General features: G+C 56.4%; 17 protein-coding genes. 3 read left to right on the top strand and 14 right to left on the bottom strand.

Annotation, left to right across the window (positions count from 1 at the left end; translation table 11 throughout):
• Nucleotides 1-843, bottom strand: coding sequence for a transporter substrate-binding domain-containing protein (locus BM413_RS26740; protein ID WP_091917936.1), 843 nt, complete (start codon nucleotides 841-843; stop codon nucleotides 1-3).
• Between the two features lie 317 nt (nucleotides 844-1,160).
• On the opposite strand from BM413_RS26740, the gene BM413_RS26735 reads away from it, so the two are divergent.
• Nucleotides 1,161-2,693: a glycosyltransferase family 2 protein gene (locus BM413_RS26735; protein WP_091917914.1), complete on the top strand. Its 1,533-nt coding sequence runs from the start codon at nucleotides 1,161-1,163 to the stop codon at nucleotides 2,691-2,693.
• An 834-nt stretch (nucleotides 2,694-3,527) separates the two neighbouring features.
• A complete protein-coding gene (locus BM413_RS26725) occupies nucleotides 3,528-4,502 on the top strand; it encodes a hypothetical protein (protein WP_210188980.1) in 975 nt (324 codons plus the stop codon).
• Nucleotides 4,503-4,713: 211 nt separating this feature from the next.
• Here the strand turns inward: BM413_RS26725 and BM413_RS26720 are convergent, their stop codons facing one another.
• The 8 genes from BM413_RS26720 to BM413_RS26675 form a co-directional block, all read right to left on the bottom strand.
• Entirely contained in the window at nucleotides 4,714-5,064 is a 351-nt protein-coding gene (locus tag BM413_RS26720; protein ID WP_091917912.1) for a helix-turn-helix domain-containing protein, read from the bottom strand.
• Nucleotides 5,042-5,437 (bottom strand): type II toxin-antitoxin system RelE/ParE family toxin, encoded by a 396-nt coding sequence (locus tag BM413_RS26715; protein ID WP_091917911.1) that lies wholly within the window; start codon nucleotides 5,435-5,437, stop codon nucleotides 5,042-5,044. The genes BM413_RS26720 and BM413_RS26715 overlap by 23 nt, the downstream gene beginning before the upstream one ends.
• Before the next feature lie 451 nt (nucleotides 5,438-5,888).
• Nucleotides 5,889-6,101 (bottom strand): hypothetical protein, encoded by a 213-nt coding sequence (locus tag BM413_RS26710; RefSeq protein ID WP_091917910.1) that lies wholly within the window; start codon nucleotides 6,099-6,101, stop codon nucleotides 5,889-5,891.
• 496 nt (nucleotides 6,102-6,597) lie between these two features.
• Complete coding sequence (locus BM413_RS26700; RefSeq protein WP_139238663.1) at nucleotides 6,598-6,855, bottom strand: hypothetical protein; 258 nt, start codon at nucleotides 6,853-6,855, stop codon at nucleotides 6,598-6,600.
• Nucleotides 6,852-7,511 (bottom strand): hypothetical protein, encoded by a 660-nt coding sequence (locus tag BM413_RS26695; protein ID WP_091917908.1) that lies wholly within the window; start codon nucleotides 7,509-7,511, stop codon nucleotides 6,852-6,854. The genes BM413_RS26700 and BM413_RS26695 overlap by 4 nt, the downstream gene beginning before the upstream one ends.
• Complete coding sequence (locus BM413_RS26690; protein ID WP_091917907.1) at nucleotides 7,508-7,828, bottom strand: hypothetical protein; 321 nt, start codon at nucleotides 7,826-7,828, stop codon at nucleotides 7,508-7,510. Before BM413_RS26690 ends, BM413_RS26695 begins: the two co-directional genes overlap by 4 nt.
• Nucleotides 7,825-8,163, bottom strand: a complete 339-nt coding sequence (locus BM413_RS26685) for a hypothetical protein (RefSeq protein WP_091917906.1) — start codon at nucleotides 8,161-8,163, stop codon at nucleotides 7,825-7,827. Before BM413_RS26685 ends, BM413_RS26690 begins: the two co-directional genes overlap by 4 nt.
• A 365-nt stretch (nucleotides 8,164-8,528) precedes the next feature.
• A complete protein-coding gene (locus BM413_RS26675; RefSeq protein ID WP_091917904.1) occupies nucleotides 8,529-9,464 on the bottom strand; it encodes a hypothetical protein in 936 nt (311 codons plus the stop codon).
• A gap of 553 nt (nucleotides 9,465-10,017) precedes the next feature.
• On the opposite strand from BM413_RS26675, the gene BM413_RS26670 reads away from it, so the two are divergent.
• Nucleotides 10,018-10,686: a hypothetical protein gene (locus BM413_RS26670; RefSeq protein ID WP_091917903.1), complete on the top strand. Its 669-nt coding sequence runs from the start codon at nucleotides 10,018-10,020 to the stop codon at nucleotides 10,684-10,686.
• A 285-nt stretch (nucleotides 10,687-10,971) separates the two neighbouring features.
• Here BM413_RS26670 and BM413_RS26665 read toward each other — a convergent pair whose 3' ends face one another.
• The 5 genes from BM413_RS26665 to BM413_RS26645 form a co-directional block, all read right to left on the bottom strand.
• Nucleotides 10,972-11,304 carry a hypothetical protein gene (locus BM413_RS26665; protein ID WP_091917902.1) on the bottom strand — a complete coding sequence of 111 codons (333 nt, stop codon included), beginning with the start codon at nucleotides 11,302-11,304 and terminating at the stop codon, nucleotides 10,972-10,974.
• Nucleotides 11,305-11,566: 262 nt separating this feature from the next.
• Nucleotides 11,567-14,005 carry a hypothetical protein gene (locus BM413_RS26660; RefSeq protein WP_139238662.1) on the bottom strand — a complete coding sequence of 813 codons (2,439 nt, stop codon included), beginning with the start codon at nucleotides 14,003-14,005 and terminating at the stop codon, nucleotides 11,567-11,569.
• Nucleotides 14,002-15,327: a hypothetical protein gene (locus BM413_RS26655; protein ID WP_139238661.1), complete on the bottom strand. Its 1,326-nt coding sequence runs from the start codon at nucleotides 15,325-15,327 to the stop codon at nucleotides 14,002-14,004. Before BM413_RS26655 ends, BM413_RS26660 begins: the two co-directional genes overlap by 4 nt.
• Nucleotides 15,328-15,337: 10 nt before the next feature.
• Complete coding sequence (locus BM413_RS26650; RefSeq protein ID WP_091917899.1) at nucleotides 15,338-16,087, bottom strand: hypothetical protein; 750 nt, start codon at nucleotides 16,085-16,087, stop codon at nucleotides 15,338-15,340.
• 2 nt (nucleotides 16,088-16,089) lie between these two features.
• Entirely contained in the window at nucleotides 16,090-16,245 is a 156-nt protein-coding gene (locus tag BM413_RS26645) for a plasmid mobilization protein (protein WP_175544450.1), read from the bottom strand.
• Nucleotides 16,246-16,486 lie beyond the last annotated feature (241 nt).

Here is a 16,486-nt window from a genome sequence, read left to right as displayed (position 1 = left end):
TCAGTAAAAGCCAACCGGAAAATAGCGCAGATACAATTCGGCGAAGGTGCCCTTCACCGATATTTCGTGCAGCGCATAGTTCAGGGCATCCGCCAGTTGCGGATTGTCGGCCTTGGTGGCGATTGAAAGCCCGGTGCCGAGATATTCAGGGGCGAGATAAGGGCCTCCGGCGAAGCGGCAGCAGCCGGCGGCTTCCGATCCGCCCAGCCAGAAGCCGAAGCGCATGCCGTCGCCGAAAGCGCCGTCGAGCTTGTTGGCCTTCAGATCGTCGAACAGCCATTCCTGCTTGGCATAGGTCACCGCCTTCACGTCCGGGAAATAGCTGCGCAGCAGGCGTTCATGCGCCGAGCCGGCGAGAACGCCGATGCGCTTGCCTTCCAGCTTGGCATAGATCGGCTCGGCGACGGCGGACGATCTCGGCATGATGAAACGCGCCGGAAATTGCAGGTAAGGCCGCGAGAAAGCATATTTCGCGCGGTTTTCCTGCGTCACCGCAACACCGGCGATGATTGCTTCACCGTCGCCCTTCTGCAAAGCCGCGTCGAGCTCGCCCCATGGCAGGGCCTGGATCTGGCACTTCGCCGCGATATCGAGTTCGGCGCAGATCGCGCGGGCAAGGTCGACATGAAAGCCCGATAGCCGCCCGTTTCCATCGAGGAAATTGAACGGCGGAAAATCGGTGGTGGTCAGGAAGCGCAGTCTCTCAAGCGTCGAAAGGTCCGGCTTGGGCAAGCGCTCCTTGGTGTCCCAGAAAACCGGAACATCAGGTCCTGCCGCACGCGCCGGTGCGCTCAGCGCTGTCAGCGCGCAACAAACGGCAATCAGGATCGAACGTGCTTTCATGAAACGCCTGGCAATGCGAACAAGTGCATAGACCTTTAGCCTTCCCGTGGCCGGCAGGCAAAAACATTGTCGAAAGGCCTCATCTCGTTTGGCCGGCTGATAAATTAGCACTTGCTTTTTTACCATGGCAGCAGGCGTCAGGATGTGCATTAATGCACGCGGGGATTGCAACATGGGGGTGTTGCGATGGCGCATTTTGTGCCGACGCGGGGTTACTGCGGTGGAGGGCATGGGGCACCTGCATTGAGCAGGCCGCCGGATTTGTGTGCGCGTTGTGAATTCGGCGCGGGCGATCGGCAAATCCGGACCGGTGTTCGATGGCTGCGCTAGAATCCGAGCGCGTCCGCGGTTTTTCTTTTCATGAGGCCGAACGGCCTGACGAATTCCATGCCGAAATTGAGGCTGCGAACGGCAGCATAAGTCTTTTTGCGGTTCTCGTGCTGCCAGAGGTGGCGGAATGGCGGCCTGTGCTCGATCGGCTGGGCATTTCCTTCGACGATAGCGTCGTCATCGCCTCGCGCGCGGGTATCAATGGCACGACTTTCCAGGCCGAACTTCTTGTGTCCGGCCTCGTCACGGAAATCGCCTTCTATCGCGCCATCGCCGACGAGCTTGGGATGAGGTTCGAGACGAGGATCAACCCGCACAGCCTGATGCTGCGGGAAGAGCAGGCGCTGACGATGCTGCGGCAGAAGCCGGCAAAGGGCGCGGCGCGGATCGAGGATGGTTTCGGTCGCATCGTCTTTCTCATTGCGCCGGATCTGGCCGGCTGGAAACGCCTGCGCCGTTTCCAAGGCAGCGAGCTCTCCCGGCGTGCGAGAATCGTGGCGCCTGCGGTTCTGCGGCAGGCGGTGTTGCGGCGGTCGCGAAAGACACTGACCGAACGCGCCCTGAACGGTCTCTACGAGCAGCGACCCGATTGCTCTGCCCGCAATGTCCTGAGCGCCTGGCAGGCTTTCTTCCTCGGGGCCTTCGCGGTCACCGTGCCGACCGCGCTGCTTTTGAGATCGACGGCTTTTTTCGTCCTGCTGCATGTCCTGTTCTCGGTATTTTTCCTGGCCTGCGTGGCGCTGCGCATTGCCGCCGCCTTCTGGTTTGAGAAGCGGCCGCCGCAGAGGCCATCGGCGGCGCTGTCGCCTGAGATGCCGGTCTATTCGGTGCTGGTCGCGCTCCACCGGGAAGCGGAAGTCGTGCCGCAGCTTCTGGTCGGGCTGAGCAAGCTGCAATGGCCGCGCAGCAAGCTGGAGATCAAGCTGGTTTGCGAAGAGGATGACAAGGAGACGGTCCAGGCAATCCGGGCGCACCCGCTGCGCAGCTATGTCGAAGTGGTGTCGGTGCCGGCGTCGCTGCCGCGTACCAAGCCGAAGGCGCTTGCCTATGCATTGCCGCTGACGAGCGGGGAGTTCGTGGTGCTCTACGATGCCGAAGACAGGCCGCACCCAATGCAACTGGTGGAGGCCTGGCAAAGGTTCGAAGCCGCAGATGCGGAACTTGGCTGCCTTCAGGCGCCGCTCGAGATTTCGAACCGCCGGGCAAGCCTCATCTCGAATATGTTCGGCTTCGAATATGCCGGCCTTTTCCGGCGGCTCCTGCCATGGCTGGCCGCGCACCGGCTGGTGCTGCCGCTCGGCGGCACCTCCAACCATTTCCGCCGCTCGGCTTTGGAAGAAGTGGGTGGCTGGGACCCCTACAACGTAACCGAGGATGCCGATCTTGGCCTGCGGCTGGCGCGCTTCGGTTACCGGGCCGACACCCTGTCATGCCCGACGCGCGAAGACGGGCCGGAGGATTTCAACACCTGGCTCGCCCAGCGCAAGCGCTGGTTCAAGGGCTGGATACGAACTTTTTGATAGTCTATTATCCAGTTGTAATATAAAGGGAATTTGCAAAAATTGAGATTAGAAAATCGAATATAGCAACAGAATAGCAACAAATATGTGGTGAATGTTTCAACAACAGACGCGTTTGATGCATGAGTGGACGTACATGAGGCCGAATCGACTTAGTCCCGAGTTATCTCGCCAATTACAGCATGGTGGCTATGCGTTTATCCCCCAGTGGCAGCGCAGTCAGGCAACACGCGAGGTAGCAAGCCTTGTTGGTACAGTTTTGGACCTCGACGCCTTTCTCCCGGGAAGCGGAATTCCCACGGTCCAGACGCTGAAGCCGAAGAAGGAATGCGAGGCCCCTAAAAGCCAATACAGTGGAATGTTCGGTCTTGAGGAGTTTCCACTCCACACCGACCTTGCTCACTGGGCGAAACCGCCGCGATACTTGATGCTTCGATGTGTACTCGGTACCCCTCATGTTGGTACAAGATTACTTCCGGCCTCCGCTATAGTTAACGCCGTAGGCCTGCAAGTCCTTCAACGAGCATTGGTCAAGCCTCGGCGTTCCAGTCGCTACGGCAAGGCGGGTTTGCTGACGTTGGCGTTTTCCTCGGGCTCAACGCTTGGACTGAGATGGGATTCGCTTTTTCTCACGCCTATGAACGCTGCAGCTCGTGCGGTTACAGATTTTATGACTGGTGGTGACATGAAATGGGGTGATGGTAAGGAAATTTTCCTGCTTCAGCCTGGCGATACATTGATAATTGATAATTGGCTAATGCTGCATGGCAGAAGTCGCGCCCTTGCCGGACGAGAACGGATTATCGAAAGGATATATTTATCGGAGGCAGCACTATGACAACGACAGTTAGGGTGGCCAACGGTCCCTGGTCTGAAGAGGCCCTATTTGCCAAGTCTCAACTTTTTATAGAAAGAATGGAATCGCATTCTGCCGTGGATTGGCAATTCGGCCTTTGGTCCACATTCGCACTTGAGTTGGTCGCAAGGGCCACCTTGGCGCATATTTCACCAGTTCTATTGGCTGATGCTAACAATTGGCGAAATCTGGCATACGCGCTGGGGAAGGAGCCTACAGCGAAGAAGTTTACGCCCGTCTCTATCACCACAAACGAAGTGATTGCGCGCCTTACCGAACTTGTGCCGGAGGTGACTCCCGAAATTGCTGGCTTTTGCACACAGCATCTGAAGCGGCGCAATGCCGAGCTGCACAGCGGAGAACTAATTTTCTCCGAATTGGGCACTTCGAAGTGGCTGCCCAACTTTTATCTAGCTCTGAGGATGCTACTCGCTGTGATGGGAAAGGAATTAAAGGACATTCTTTCCGACCCAAGCAGTGCCCAATCGATGATCGAAGTGTTGGAAGATGAGGCCGCAAAGGCTGTCGAGCAAGACATAAAGGCTCACCAAAAAGTTTGGTCGAATAAGTCTGACGAAGAAAGACAAATTGCCCTCACGCAGGCCACAACCTGGGCAACCCGCCATGCCGGCCATCGCGTCGATTGCCCGTCTTGCCGTTCACCAGCACTCCTTCAGGGTAGTCCAAATGGGCCGGTTTCAACCGAAGTCGACGAAAGGGAAGGGGAAGTTATTCAGCGGCAGACAATGCTTCCGGCATCTTTTGAATGCATTGCGTGCGGGTTGCGGATATCTGGGCTGTCAAAGCTTGCCGTGTGTGAATTAGGTGACGCCTTCACCGGTAAATCTGTCTACACAGCAGCAGAATTTTTCGATCTACACACTTTGGACGAGCTTGAACAAGCCCGAGCGGAGGCAGCCCCTCAGTTCGAGGAAGATTTCAATGAATATTGAGGCAGATTCTTTGGGCATGTGCTGCGTCCAGCGTAGCGACCGGGGCAATCTTTTATTGACGGTCGGACCGCCGCCGGCCTGACCTAGTCGCGTCGAGCGGTTGCTAATACAAGCAATAAGAAGGCCCGCCGCTTTGAATGGTGCGGGCCAACTTTGCATTCGGGAAAGAAAACTCCGCTCAAGCAGGGCTTAACGTTTACCTAGATGTCGTCTATCCGCATGCGGCCATGGGTGCATGGACTGTGACACGTCCTTCTCGATCGCGGTTTGTCGAAAGGTGGACGTCGACATTGATGCCAAGCGAAAGCAGAAAACGAATTAATCTCTCCGCGGAAAATCCCGAAAGGCGACCACGGGTGATTTGCGACACCTTGGCTTGGTCAGTGCCAAGCATCTCCGCTACCTTCTTCTGAGTATAGCCGCGGGCGGTGATTAGTCGCGTAATCTCCTTCGCTATTGCATTCTTAAATTCCTCCTCGGCATTGAGCTCAATGCCGAGGTCGTGAAAAACATTTCCAGAGCTTTCAACGACCTGATCGTTATCGCCCCTGTAGATTGGCATTTCTTTTCCTCTTTGCGTTCTTTCCGAAGTGCTCTTCATAGTGAGTTTCCGCTGCCTTTAGGCGCTGCCTCACCAAATCGATTTCTTTCTTCGGCGTTTCGCGACCCTTCTTCGACTTCTTCTTGAAGGCGTGCAGGACATATACAGCCTCCTTAAATTTCACAGTGTAGACGGCCCTGAAAGTGTCACCGTCGTGATCAACTATAACTTCGGGAACCATCGCGCTCCCAAATCCTGCCAGCGGCACCGCATTAATGGCCCGGTCGCCACCCTCTGCAAGATGTAATGCAAATCCGATTTCGCGCCTTACTTCTTCCGGGAATTCCCTAATATCTTGTAGACTAGATCCGATAAAAAACGTCTTCCGCGACATTCTCGCTCCCTGGGGGATTCCCCGTAAAAGTTAATTTCATGTGCACGCTCCTCTTTTCCCTTATCCCAGCCAAACTGAGATGGTGGCTATATATGCCAGGACTGGCATATTGTCAAGGTTGACTTCTCGTCGTTCCCGTCTGGGTGGGAATTTCATCTGCCTCACCATATCCCGCTCTTTACCAGGGAAAGCAGCTGGCCGGTGGCGTCCCCATAACTCACGGCAGATAAGAAGCCGCCCTCACTGCCATCGCGAAGGCGAGCTGTTGTTTGCGTCTTTTTCGTGCCGCCTGCCTTGGAACAAACTCGCGAGTCAACTGTTTAGCAGGTGCCAGCCATTGAGTTTTCGACGGGCAGTTTTAACTGGCTCCACGGAAAGCAGTGGATGGGCAAACGGCCCGCTTCGATCACTTCGAGGTGGGCCTTTTTGCACCTCAAGATTTCGAAGCCACTTATTCCGATTTCCGGCGGTGCCAGCCGCGCGAGAAGCCGGACGATACGGCAACCCGTGTCAGCTCAAGCTCGCGCTCCAGAAAGTCATTTGCGACCAACAGGCCGATGATGGCGGCGCGGGCGTCGCCGCCACACGCTTCAATGGCTTCATCAGCGGCTATTTCCAATGCGGACATAGCTTCGCCGTCCGTCGCCGGCTTCGGTTCGGTCATGTGAAAATTCCTTGATGAAGGCAATTTCTCTCATGAATCCACTTGCCGATGCAAGGGATTTGTTCCTATTTCGTTCTCATGCCAGAACAGTATCGAGATAGGCGAGGGGATAGCCCGACGCTTTCCAAAGCCCATGACGACGGAGGTCTGATCCGCGTGTATTGCTCGGTGTGCCGGCTAACGCGCGCGTCTATCTCCCGTCTGACCTGATTAAGGTTGCGGGCGACATTCCACCTCGTCGCCTAGAGTGCCAGATGCGATGTCAAAAATGTAAGTCGAAGGATTATCTCACCGCGACGAATTGGTGTCCGACTGCTCAGGAGAGGGAAGGGCTCCGCATAAGGCGATTGGCCGAAATCAAAATGGTGCGCAAGGTCATCTGGCGGGATGAAGACGGCTGAAAGAGTGGCCGGCGCGCTGGAGAGGGTCTATTGAGGGACAGCCCTGCGCGCCGGCCTTTGCGGCGATGCGGCAGCCGCATAGGGAGAGAATATCACTAACGCTTGGCGAGGGTATCAATCGAACGGTCTACAGCCTGGATGCCAAATGTAACGTTCGCCATGGCATGAGTTTCCGCTTCCCGATAGGCCGCAATCACATCTTCGCGCGGATCGTCGGTAAAGTCAGGATATGCCCGGTCGTACGCCACTAGAAGTTCTTCGAGGCTGGTTTTTTCCACAAAGCGAAACGAACCTCGTCCGGTCGGCGTCATTATCCTGCCGTCTAGCAGAAACATGGGGTGCAATTTGCTCATGACGCCGCACCCAGTATCGACCGGAGAAGCGTCCGCGCCTCACTGATTTCGAGCTCGCCGCCGTAAGCGCTAGGTGCCGACAGCATCAAACGGGCCTTTGTATGAACTTCATCGAGCGACTGGCACGGGTATTCCAAGAGAGCTGTGAACGCGGCGCAGGCGCGCTCGGATGCGGCTTCCTGACGCTCGTCCAGTTCGTAAAGGCCGGACGCCTTGCGGGATGCCGACTTCTCTTGGAGGTACGCAACGCCTTCGTCACGATATTCTCTCAAGCGATTTTGCTCCGCGCGGTGACCTCTCACAAGCGCGTTGTCAGCTTCGCCGCCGAACTGGTCGATAAGGTTCTGGTGGCTTGATATCAGCCGGTTGAAATAACTCGACACCCCATCCGAGTCAGTGAACTTGGTGCCACTCCACGCAGGGTCCTGGCGCGTTTTAGGCGTTGGCCTCCACACAGGAAAAAGAACATCTTCCGGCAAGGAGTTGAGAAGAACCGTCATGCAGTCATCGATCGCGCGATACTCGGCAACCGATGCCGTGAACTCGTCGGCCACGGCCTGGAAGGCTGGTGACATAGCCGGCTCGGCCTTGGCAGCTCCAGCAGTGGCGATGAGGGCGGCGGCCCCGGCGAAGGTTGAACGGCGGGTGACGTTCATGGCCGATCCTCCGAAACCCATCCTTCAGGCCGAAGCCGGTAGGAGGCGACGATGCGCTCTACAGGCATCGCCACCTTCGGATGGACCTGTTCTATTGAAGTCACCATAATTTCGGCGCGAACGTGCTTTGCGCCACCGAATATTTGAATGCGGCTTCCTGCCGGTGCGCGCTCCCCGAGCGAAGCGATAAACGCCGCCCAATGATCCATGGCCGGGTTGTTCTGCTGAGCAGTTTCCGCTGCGACCGGGGCAGCGGCGGTCGCAACCACTGCCGTTGCGGCAACGGTATTGCGAAGGAGAAGGCGGCGGGTAATCATGCTGCACCGCCTTCCTGGTCGAAATACGCGACGGCGACGGTCAACATCTTGTCGAGTAGCAGAGAACAGGAAGGACACTCTCTCAGCGCACACCTCAGAGCGGCAATTGCTTCTTCTTTGGTGGTAGCAGGCCGGTCCCAGGTGCTCAGAAGTTCGAGCGGAGGCCCGTATGTCTCGGCAACTGCCGCTTCTTCCTGTTCGTCGGTGTAACGAGACATCTTGACAATGGGATGCACCTCGTATGCGGCCTCGCCAGCCTGAAGCGCGGCTATGCTGTCAATCAGATTAGGGGCTGGCAAGCCTTCGGCGGCGGCCTGAACACTGGTGCTCAGCATGGTATTGCTCCTCAAGTTGCGATATGCGATACTTGAGGTATTAACCGATACTCAGGGGACTGTCAATACCTGAGGTATTAATATGGTTCCTGCGAGGCTAACCAAGAATGCCAATTTCGAGCGAACAAATCCGGGCCGCACGCGCGCTACTAAGATGGGAGCAGAAGGACTTGGCAGAGGCGTCAACAGTCTCTCTACCGTCAATCAAGCGTCTGGAGGGTCAACCTGGAGTGTTGGCAGCGCAGGCTAGGACTGTTGATGCGTTGAAGGGCGCGTTAGAGCGCGCTGGCGTACTGTTCGTGGAGGAAAACGGCGAGGGCGCCGGGGTCAGGCTCAAAAAGTCACGGCCATGACAGATCATGCTGTCAATCTGGGTAGGCTCGTTTTTCCCATTCAAGATCGGTCATCAGCTCCGCCTCGACCGTGATGTAATCACCGAATTTTTCCGCATGCTGAGCGAGCAGCCGTCTTGCGGCGATAACCGCTTGATTCCGATTTTGACATCGCTCGTAGTGACGCTCCGCAGCCTCGCCGACATTATCCTGCCAGTTCATCACCTCTACAACTGCATACCAAATACCCTTGCCGGTTCGTCTGCGACTTTGAACCTCAAGTTGCCATTCGGACATTTCCGCTATGGCACGATAGAGAGGCGCGTAATCTGGGTCGTAACGCGACCGCTCACGTGCTTCAAAGCCAAAGCCCTTCTGGCTTGGCTCCTTCAACTGCTCAATAGCGTTTGAGATTTTCCAGAACAGGCTCGAAATTTCATTTATTGCGTGTCGGGCATCATAGGTGAGAGGCGGCTTGCGCTTCGTGACGCCCTTAGTGACTTTGAGTCGATCCGTTTTCTTTTTTGGCCAGATGTCCGCAACCATCAGATCGATTTCGGCCTGTCCTGGCTCCCAACGAAACTCCGCATCATACTGTTTCTGGTCCAGCTTAGGACGAAGTGCCACAACTGTCTGATCGGTCTCCCACGAAGGCGAAATGGAGCTCATCGCCAGGCCAAGAGCTCGCTGTAATCCTTCCCGAATGCCCCCGTCCTCGTCAAACTCCCATATGGCCCCTTCTGTACGTACGAGACGCGTTGGCTTGCCCTCTTCAGTAGCCACGACAGCCGTAACTGCCGTCTGCCGCGTCCCAGCATACTCGGGTAGGAAGTCCCTGCCGGAGATTAGGCCTTCTACTAGTCGATGAGAAAGTCGGAGCGGGTTGCCGTCTGAGGGAAAGAGATAATAGCGGAGTGATATGCTCATGGTGCCCTTTAAGAATTCCGCCGCCCGTACATAAAAGCGCATCGGCGATTCCTTGGCAATTACTGCCTACGGGGCACCCGTCATATCGATCTGCTGATATTGGAACGTTTGACGGTGCGAGGATTTTGCTTCGGTTCCGATTTATCTCGGAAGTGCTTGCTCGGAAGTTGTTCAGGTGCTTACCTGCCATGGGGTTAAAACATGGGGGGTTATATGAAAGCGATTCTAGCGCTTCTTGCCGTTATGACATTTACTTCGTCTGCGCTCGCGCATGGAGGCGGGTGCCGGAAGAGCTCGCCACCAGGTCAATGCTGCCATATGGATAACAGCGCTGGTACGGTGCACTGCCATTAGCTGCTGGCCCACCTAATGCGGCTAAATCATTGAACTAACTAGAGATAGACAGGTTAACTCCTCAGCATATTCCCGCCTACTTTAGCACCGCAAGAACGGCTGCAATGTCAGGTTTTGTCAGGTTCTCGGAAATATTGGCAAGCGGGTCCAGGAATATTCGGTTTCACTGGACCGTACTCATACGGCCCGTTCACAGAACTGCGCAGGGATGTAGCGAGGAATTCGCTATCAGGGGGAAGCGATGGAAACATTTTGGTACGCGTTGACAGAAGCACAAGCTCTCTTGCTGTCAGGGTTTCTCACGGTTTTTGCAGCAGTTGTCGGCGTTCTTATTGGTTGGTGGTTCTTCCGGGGAGAGGTCAATTCCCTTCAAAAAGCTGTTGGAGACGCAAAAAAGATCGTGGAGAATCATAAGTCCGAAGTGGAAAGCGCGCTTGCTAACATACGGAACGGCCTAGAAAACTTGGACGAGCAGTTCGTTTCTGCTCTCGAAGGTATTAATCAGCTTCGCAATGGCTTCGTTGAAGCGGCTGAGGCGACGAATGGTGCGAAAGAAACCGACAATCAGACGAATACACGGGAAGAGCTCAAGAACGATTGGCGCGCGATACAAAATCAGATCGAACATATTGCTGCGAGCGTTTCCGACGGGCGCACCCGCGCAAAATATGCTCGCATTGACCGTCGGAGATTTGGCGATCTAATTGAAGCGCTAGACCGGGATGGCCAACTGCAAAACACCGCTCAGGATTACGTGGCGGCGCTTGATATCTGGATGAAGTACAAGAATGGCCGCAAGGTGCCAACCGCTTCCGACTGTACGGCCATGGCTGAATTGAAGCGAAAGCTTGCTGAGAATGAATCAGAACGTACTTCACGGACAGCCTTTGAACTGGCTAGACACAATTAAATCTTTGATTTTTAACTGCTTAAGAAGCTGACTTATCTGGCCGAAGCCAAAAAATGCGGCTTGGGCAATTTAAAAATCACTAAACGCTTGTTTTCAAAGCGGCCCGAGCGCTTCAGCGAACGATTTTCTGTGCTCTCTGGAACTCGGTGTCTTGATGATTTCGTCTACGCGCAATGTGATGCCCGAAAAATCTTCGTTTGCACAAGCGCAGGTCAATTGTCACTTCACTGTTCTGCCACTGTTTTCAGCGGGGTTTTCGTCTGATATCCGTCTGTTTTCAGGCGCTTAATGGATGGTCTCTCCCGAAATGTACCGGTCCAGGGCGGCGAATTCCGCAATGACGGCAATCGTCTTCGCCAAGATGTCTTGACCCATAGCTGAAAAGCCTTCCGCAATCGTATGCTTGCCCTGCCGGTGCAACTCCTGAGCGGCGGCATGACAGCCACGAGCCACAGCCACGTGTTCAAAAATATCGGCGTGAATTGAGAGTGGTTCGCATAACATCTCGCAAACGATAGCGAAAATGGGTTCTGAGATATCTTCTCCTGCAAGTCCTGCGACCAAGGTTGCTTCGATTTGATCCATTCGCTCGGGAAGGGTGGGGATTGGCTGGGTCATCTGACTTCTAACGCCCTCAATTTTCGAGTATTCTTCGGGGTATGAGCCAATTCGATCATTTCCGCCCGCCTGAACATTTCTCGCCCACGGGCAAAGTAGTGTTTCGGATTACGTGCGTGATAGGGACCCTTCTGGTTATGGGGCTGCTTTTCTATCTCTTCGCTCCAGTTATTCATCAGAACGTGTCGCTGCCATTTGGCGATTGGGTCTACGAAACCGTCAGGGGATGGACCGGCGAGCCTTACCAGCCTCGTTGACGCGCTCACCGCTGTGGCCTCCCTACAGTAATTTGAAGTGGCTGCCGTTTCTCTTGACCGAGAACGAGTGGGACCGAACCCCCACGGAGCGTTGCGCCGCCCAACCCGGATGGATTGACTGGAACAGGCAGACGGGTGGCGGTGCTTGCGCGAGAGGCTTGAGCAACGCTGTTGACGCCACGTAGGAGTCCGGTAGAGACGGCTCCAACGCCCAAGGCCTCTAAGGGGCCCAAGCCGCTCCACATGCCTCCACCGCCAGCGAGAGCGCCGACAATTGCCGTTCCGTATTTTTGCAACGCCGGCATTAGACGATTGGCTGTATTGGATCCATTTATGCCCTGACGAGCGGGGGACAGGTGCCGCATGACGCTGGCATATTTCCACATCAAGTCGCGCTCGGCTGGACTGAACAAAATCATGGCCACGCCCTTACCGTTGCCGTTTAGCAGCCCATCGAGGTTTTTCGTAATCTGAGTAGGATTCAGGGCTTCATCCCCAGCCCGAGTGGCGCGGAGCCAGAAAGACTGGCGAATGCCGTTCCATTCTGGGCTATCAACTCCCAACGTCTTGCGGAGTTCATTTGCCGTCATGAGGGAAGCGTTCTTTGGGCTGGCGACCGAAGAACCCCACAGGTATTGCCCAATCTCTTCCGGCGAGAAATCTTTATCCATGATGTTACGAACCTTGGCCTGCGCCTCATATTGAGGATTAAGCCTGCCGCCTTTCTTTGGCTTTGGATCGGCCATGGACATGTATTCCGACCACTTGGAGCGGGCGGTTTTCAATTCGGACAAGACATTGTCACTGGCGCTGACGAGCCCCTTGTCAAAAACATCGTCGGTCCAATCATCGATTGCGCTACTGATGGCTTTGAGGGCAGGGGCGTCCTGGCCGATCGGCGGGAAGTTCTTGCGAATGCCGGCACGCAGGTTCTCAATCCAACGCAATTGGGCCTGAACGCCCTTCACGTCGCCACCTACTGCGGGCATGCGCCCGATATAGTCATCAACGAAGGACATCGCCCGCGCCGCGCCCTGGTGGTACATCGGATCAATCAGGATATCGTCGGCGGAAAGCTTGCTGCGAATGAAATCCGGTATTGAGCGAACTGCTTCGCCTGAGACAAGCACATCCGGGTTTACCGAGGCCTCATAGGCATCCTGGCTTGCGGATTTAAGAGCATCGCGTTTACCGCGAAGAGCACCGGGAACGCCTTCATAGGCGGACGCTTGGCCTGGGATAATGGGAGCGCCGGATGCAAGCCGGCTCTGCACATCGCTAATTGACTGTCCAACGGCTTCCTTTTGAGCTTGGTCGAAGGCTGACATCGCACCTTGGCTCCGAAGCTGGTTTTCGATGTTTGCCTGTGGGACAGAGCGCGTAGCTTGTGCCCGAGAAAGAGGGATGCCGAACTCTTGCGCCAGCGAGACATTTGCGGCCGGGTTCGCTCCGGGAGCGACATTATCAGCTCCACTGAAGATGCGACGCGCAGCGGCACCCAGACCTGTAGCAACAGCCTCGCCACCTGCTCCAAAGGCCAATCCGAGAGGGACATTGTCGGCGGCGTTTCTCAATCGCCCTGCTGTGCCTTCGCCGCTGCCTGCACCATATGCGAAAGCGGCAATGCCGCCATCAGCAGCACCGCCGAGCATGCGGGCAAACCAGCCTTTACCGCCTTGGGCCGCTCGTGCTGCGAGAGACAGGCCACCGCGCGCCAATCCAAAGCCGCCGCCAACGCCACCCGTCACCATGCCGGCTACGTTGGCAATAGGATGCTGTTCCGCGCCGGCTTTCTGCCTACTGCGAATATCGTCAAGTATGCTGGTGTAACCCTCACCATGTCCGCCAGGAAGCATATCGGCCAAGGTTCCGATACCTGCGGCGATTTCATCTCCAAATCCAAATGTACCGACATCAGCTGCGCCATTAGCAAAAGCTTGGGCTGCGCTGAGGCTGGGGGCAGGTTTTGTTACAAGCCCTGTTGCTGGATCATACCCTTCAACGCCCGGAGGAACGAACTGAGGTACACCGTGACCGAGGTCGTTCATCTCCAACAACTCAAAACCAGGTGGCGGAGGAATCATCCCTGCGTCACCCTGTTCTGAGCGTGACCGGGCGGAGGTTTCCGCATCCTGAAGGCTATTGAAGCGCGGAAATGTCTGGCCGCGAGCTTGTTCATAGTTCCGGGCAGTGGCGGTAATGGCGTCTTCATCGTCCGGGTTGAACTGCGTCGGGCCATTCGGTCCCATCCAAAGCGACGGAATATTGGTCCACTGGCCGTCTGGCTGCTGCCAGGTGGTAGATACCTCCGTCGAGTACGATCCATCCTCATTGGGGCGCGTTTCCCCGCTCTTAAACGGGCGATACATCGGAGGCCCCTGCAAATCGCGGGGTGCTTCCTCGATGACAAAACCGGGAGGTGGTGCCGGAATCTTGCTGGTCATCGTACCGGCCTCCACTGCGTGCCGTCCCATTCGACGGTTTCCCCGGTCTTGGGGTTTCGGGCGCGCTGACGCCCTGTTTCATTTCCTGCGCCCCGGCCTGTGGAATCTCGGGGCGTATTGCGAAACAGCGGATTCTGCTCTGACCATTTCGCTAGATAGTCGTCAAACCCGGCGTCAATCCTGCCGTCGTTGCGGGACGCATAGTCTCGGGCAATGCCGGCGATATCCCGCTTGCGCTCATTCAGTTTGCGCTGGATATCGACCAGCTTGCGGTTGCCCTCCGGGGTGTTTCCAAGATTCGGAACCTGATCAATTACGAAATCGCGGTCAGCATTCGAGAAGCCGGAGCCGAGCGAGCCGCCCATACTGTCCAAAGCCGCCTGTTTCGACATGGCGTTGAACTGCTCCATGGAGGTGATGCCGTCGGGGTTCATGCCAAGGGAGGCACCGAACCGCTTCAGTTGCAGCACCGAGTCGCCGCCCGCGCCCGAATAGAAACCGGGGTCGGAAAGAGAGCTTCCCATCACATCAAGGGAGTTGAGCGCCCGCTGTGCCGTTGAACCTTGCTCCTGCAAGTCGAGGAAGCGCTTGCCGTAGCCCTCGCCTACGGTTTTGTCGAAACCCTTTTCGGCACCAACACTGACATTGGTTTCGGCTCGACCTGCCTGCGCAATCCTAACTTTCTGCGCCTCCGCCTCTGGCGAAAGAGTATCTGACTGCGATCCGCCCAGCACGTTGTAACGTGACGGGTCGCGCTTGTCGTACATGACTTTCTGGGGTCTGCCGGCTTGATCGTAAATCTCTGAAATTGCCCAATCTGGCTTGTTTCCTGCTTTCCACTCCCCGTACCAGGAGCGCAACGCGTCACGGTCAGCGGCAAGATAATGCGCTTCCTGCTCACCCATACCCTGAGACTGCAACCATGCAACCGTCTGGTTCTGATTTGCTGTATCGCGGGCGTCTTTCTTCTTGCCCTGCTGCATTTGCATCATTGCAGCGGCCATCGTGTTGTTGCGGCCCATCGGGTCCATCATGGCGATGATAGGGCCGAGTTCAGCGAGCTTTTCGCCAAGCCCTGTCATGGGCGATGGAGCGGCGGGCATAACGGCACCCTGTTGCTGCCCGCCAATGCCTTGCTGTAGGAGGCCGAGTAGCCCGCCTGAATTCTGCGAGTTGTCAGCCAGAAGAGGCGGTGTACCCACCGTTGCCGATGGGCTGGCAAGGTAATTACCAGCGTCCCCGTAACGGGCATTTGCGCCAGAAGGCCTAATTACCGATTGTGACCCTCGAAGGACCTGGCTGAAAATATCGGTGAGGTTCATCTTGGCCCCGCTAGAAACTGATCTGGAAATAGCCGGCTGCAAGCCCGTTACGGTCGCCGGCTTGGGTCATGCTGACGGTGTGATTGGAGGCCGTCCCCTTGTAACTCTTGTAGCCGGTCCGAGTGGCGCTGGCAGCGTTCGCACTATCGAAGGCTGGCGACGATGAAAACGTATTGACAGTTCCTCGTGAGGCGGCAAATCCCAGCACGACCAGAGGTGTCGAGCCGCCAGACGCGGGGACACTGATATTGCCGGGAGAGTTGGCCACGACCGTGATATTGCCGTCCCAGCCGCCAGACGTGGCCGTGGTGACCGGCTGCCTGCCGCGCAGAACTCGCATGACCTTGCGATTGATATCGTCGCCGTTCATGCCCGTGATCGTATCCCCGGGGTCACCACCGGTCAGTATTCTGTAAGAGGTAATGCCCCGGGTATCACCATTGCCGTTGTTGGTAACCGCCGTCCAACCGGGCGGAGTAACGGTGGGAGGGGCACTGAGTGTTCCCACTGCAAAATCATACATCACAGCCAGGTCGCCCGCCTGAGAATCTGCGGGAATTGTGATCGTGGCGGCATTTGAACCGACGACTGCAACGGATGTGAAAAGGGCAAGGAAGTCTGAGAACGATATCGGGCCGGTGGGCTTGCCAGCCAAAGCCCTTTCTTCAGCCCCGGTAATGCTGAAGGGTGCATCGGGCGCGCGCCCGAGTTCGACGTTGATCTGTGAGGCTGAGATAGGGGGAGCGGATGGAAGGGTCATGACTACGCACCCACCCGCTGCGCGGTTTCACTAACGGCCTCCCGGAGGAATTCGCTCAAGGTTTTGCCCCGGCGATCGGCGGCGGCGGTGAGTGCGCGCTTTTCTGCGGGTGATACCCGAAACCGGATGTTGTCGATCATAGCGGCGCTGAGGCGCATAGCGCGGTCTCCCATTACGATAAGGAGATAATCTATCTAGTTCTTCTCTTGCGTGCGTTCCGCATCATCGGCAAAGTACAGTAAATTCCGCAGATGGGTCTCGCCGGGGTGGGGATGCCGATACCCTCGTTCACAATTGACGGTGTGTTGCCGCCATTCGTCGGTCCAAATGGGCCAGGCGGTGCCCCTGAGGATTTGAGCCCCTATGAGGCGTCAGCGGTCGAGGTAGTTACTACGTTCG

Origin of the sequence: Mesorhizobium sp. YR577 (assembly GCF_900116595.1) — a bacterium.
In the GTDB taxonomy this organism is placed as follows: domain Bacteria; phylum Pseudomonadota; class Alphaproteobacteria; order Rhizobiales; family Rhizobiaceae; genus Mesorhizobium_M.
Note: the sequence above shows the minus strand (reverse complement) of the source record. Positions and strands in the feature narration are given on the sequence as shown.

What these genes read in the sequence shown, in the direction of transcription:
- BM413_RS26700 (WP_139238663.1), bottom strand. Translation starts at nt 6,855, where the DNA reads ATGAGCAAATTGCACCCCATGTTTCTGCTAGACGGCAGGATAATGACG.
- BM413_RS26655 (WP_139238661.1), bottom strand. Translation starts at nt 15,327, where the DNA reads ATGAACCTCACCGATATTTTCAGCCAGGTCCTTCGAGGGTCACAATCG.
- BM413_RS26725 (WP_210188980.1), top strand. Translation starts at nt 3,528, where the DNA reads ATGACAACGACAGTTAGGGTGGCCAACGGTCCCTGGTCTGAAGAGGCC.
- BM413_RS26740 (WP_091917936.1), bottom strand. Translation starts at nt 843, where the DNA reads ATGAAAGCACGTTCGATCCTGATTGCCGTTTGTTGCGCGCTGACAGCG.
- BM413_RS26650 (WP_091917899.1), bottom strand. Translation starts at nt 16,087, where the DNA reads ATGACCCTTCCATCCGCTCCCCCTATCTCAGCCTCACAGATCAACGTC.
- BM413_RS26660 (WP_139238662.1), bottom strand. Translation starts at nt 14,005, where the DNA reads ATGACCAGCAAGATTCCGGCACCACCTCCCGGTTTTGTCATCGAGGAA.
- BM413_RS26715 (WP_091917911.1), bottom strand. Translation starts at nt 5,437, where the DNA reads ATGTCGCGGAAGACGTTTTTTATCGGATCTAGTCTACAAGATATTAGG.
- BM413_RS26690 (WP_091917907.1), bottom strand. Translation starts at nt 7,828, where the DNA reads ATGATTACCCGCCGCCTTCTCCTTCGCAATACCGTTGCCGCAACGGCA.
- BM413_RS26665 (WP_091917902.1), bottom strand. Translation starts at nt 11,304, where the DNA reads ATGACCCAGCCAATCCCCACCCTTCCCGAGCGAATGGATCAAATCGAA.
- BM413_RS26710 (WP_091917910.1), bottom strand. Translation starts at nt 6,101, where the DNA reads ATGACCGAACCGAAGCCGGCGACGGACGGCGAAGCTATGTCCGCATTG.
- BM413_RS26645 (WP_175544450.1), bottom strand. Translation starts at nt 16,245, where the DNA reads ATGCGCCTCAGCGCCGCTATGATCGACAACATCCGGTTTCGGGTATCA.
- BM413_RS26685 (WP_091917906.1), bottom strand. Translation starts at nt 8,163, where the DNA reads ATGCTGAGCACCAGTGTTCAGGCCGCCGCCGAAGGCTTGCCAGCCCCT.
- BM413_RS26675 (WP_091917904.1), bottom strand. Translation starts at nt 9,464, where the DNA reads ATGCGCTTTTATGTACGGGCGGCGGAATTCTTAAAGGGCACCATGAGC.
- BM413_RS26670 (WP_091917903.1), top strand. Translation starts at nt 10,018, where the DNA reads ATGGAAACATTTTGGTACGCGTTGACAGAAGCACAAGCTCTCTTGCTG.
- BM413_RS26735 (WP_091917914.1), top strand. Translation starts at nt 1,161, where the DNA reads ATGGCTGCGCTAGAATCCGAGCGCGTCCGCGGTTTTTCTTTTCATGAG.
- BM413_RS26695 (WP_091917908.1), bottom strand. Translation starts at nt 7,511, where the DNA reads ATGAACGTCACCCGCCGTTCAACCTTCGCCGGGGCCGCCGCCCTCATC.
- BM413_RS26720 (WP_091917912.1), bottom strand. Translation starts at nt 5,064, where the DNA reads ATGCCAATCTACAGGGGCGATAACGATCAGGTCGTTGAAAGCTCTGGA.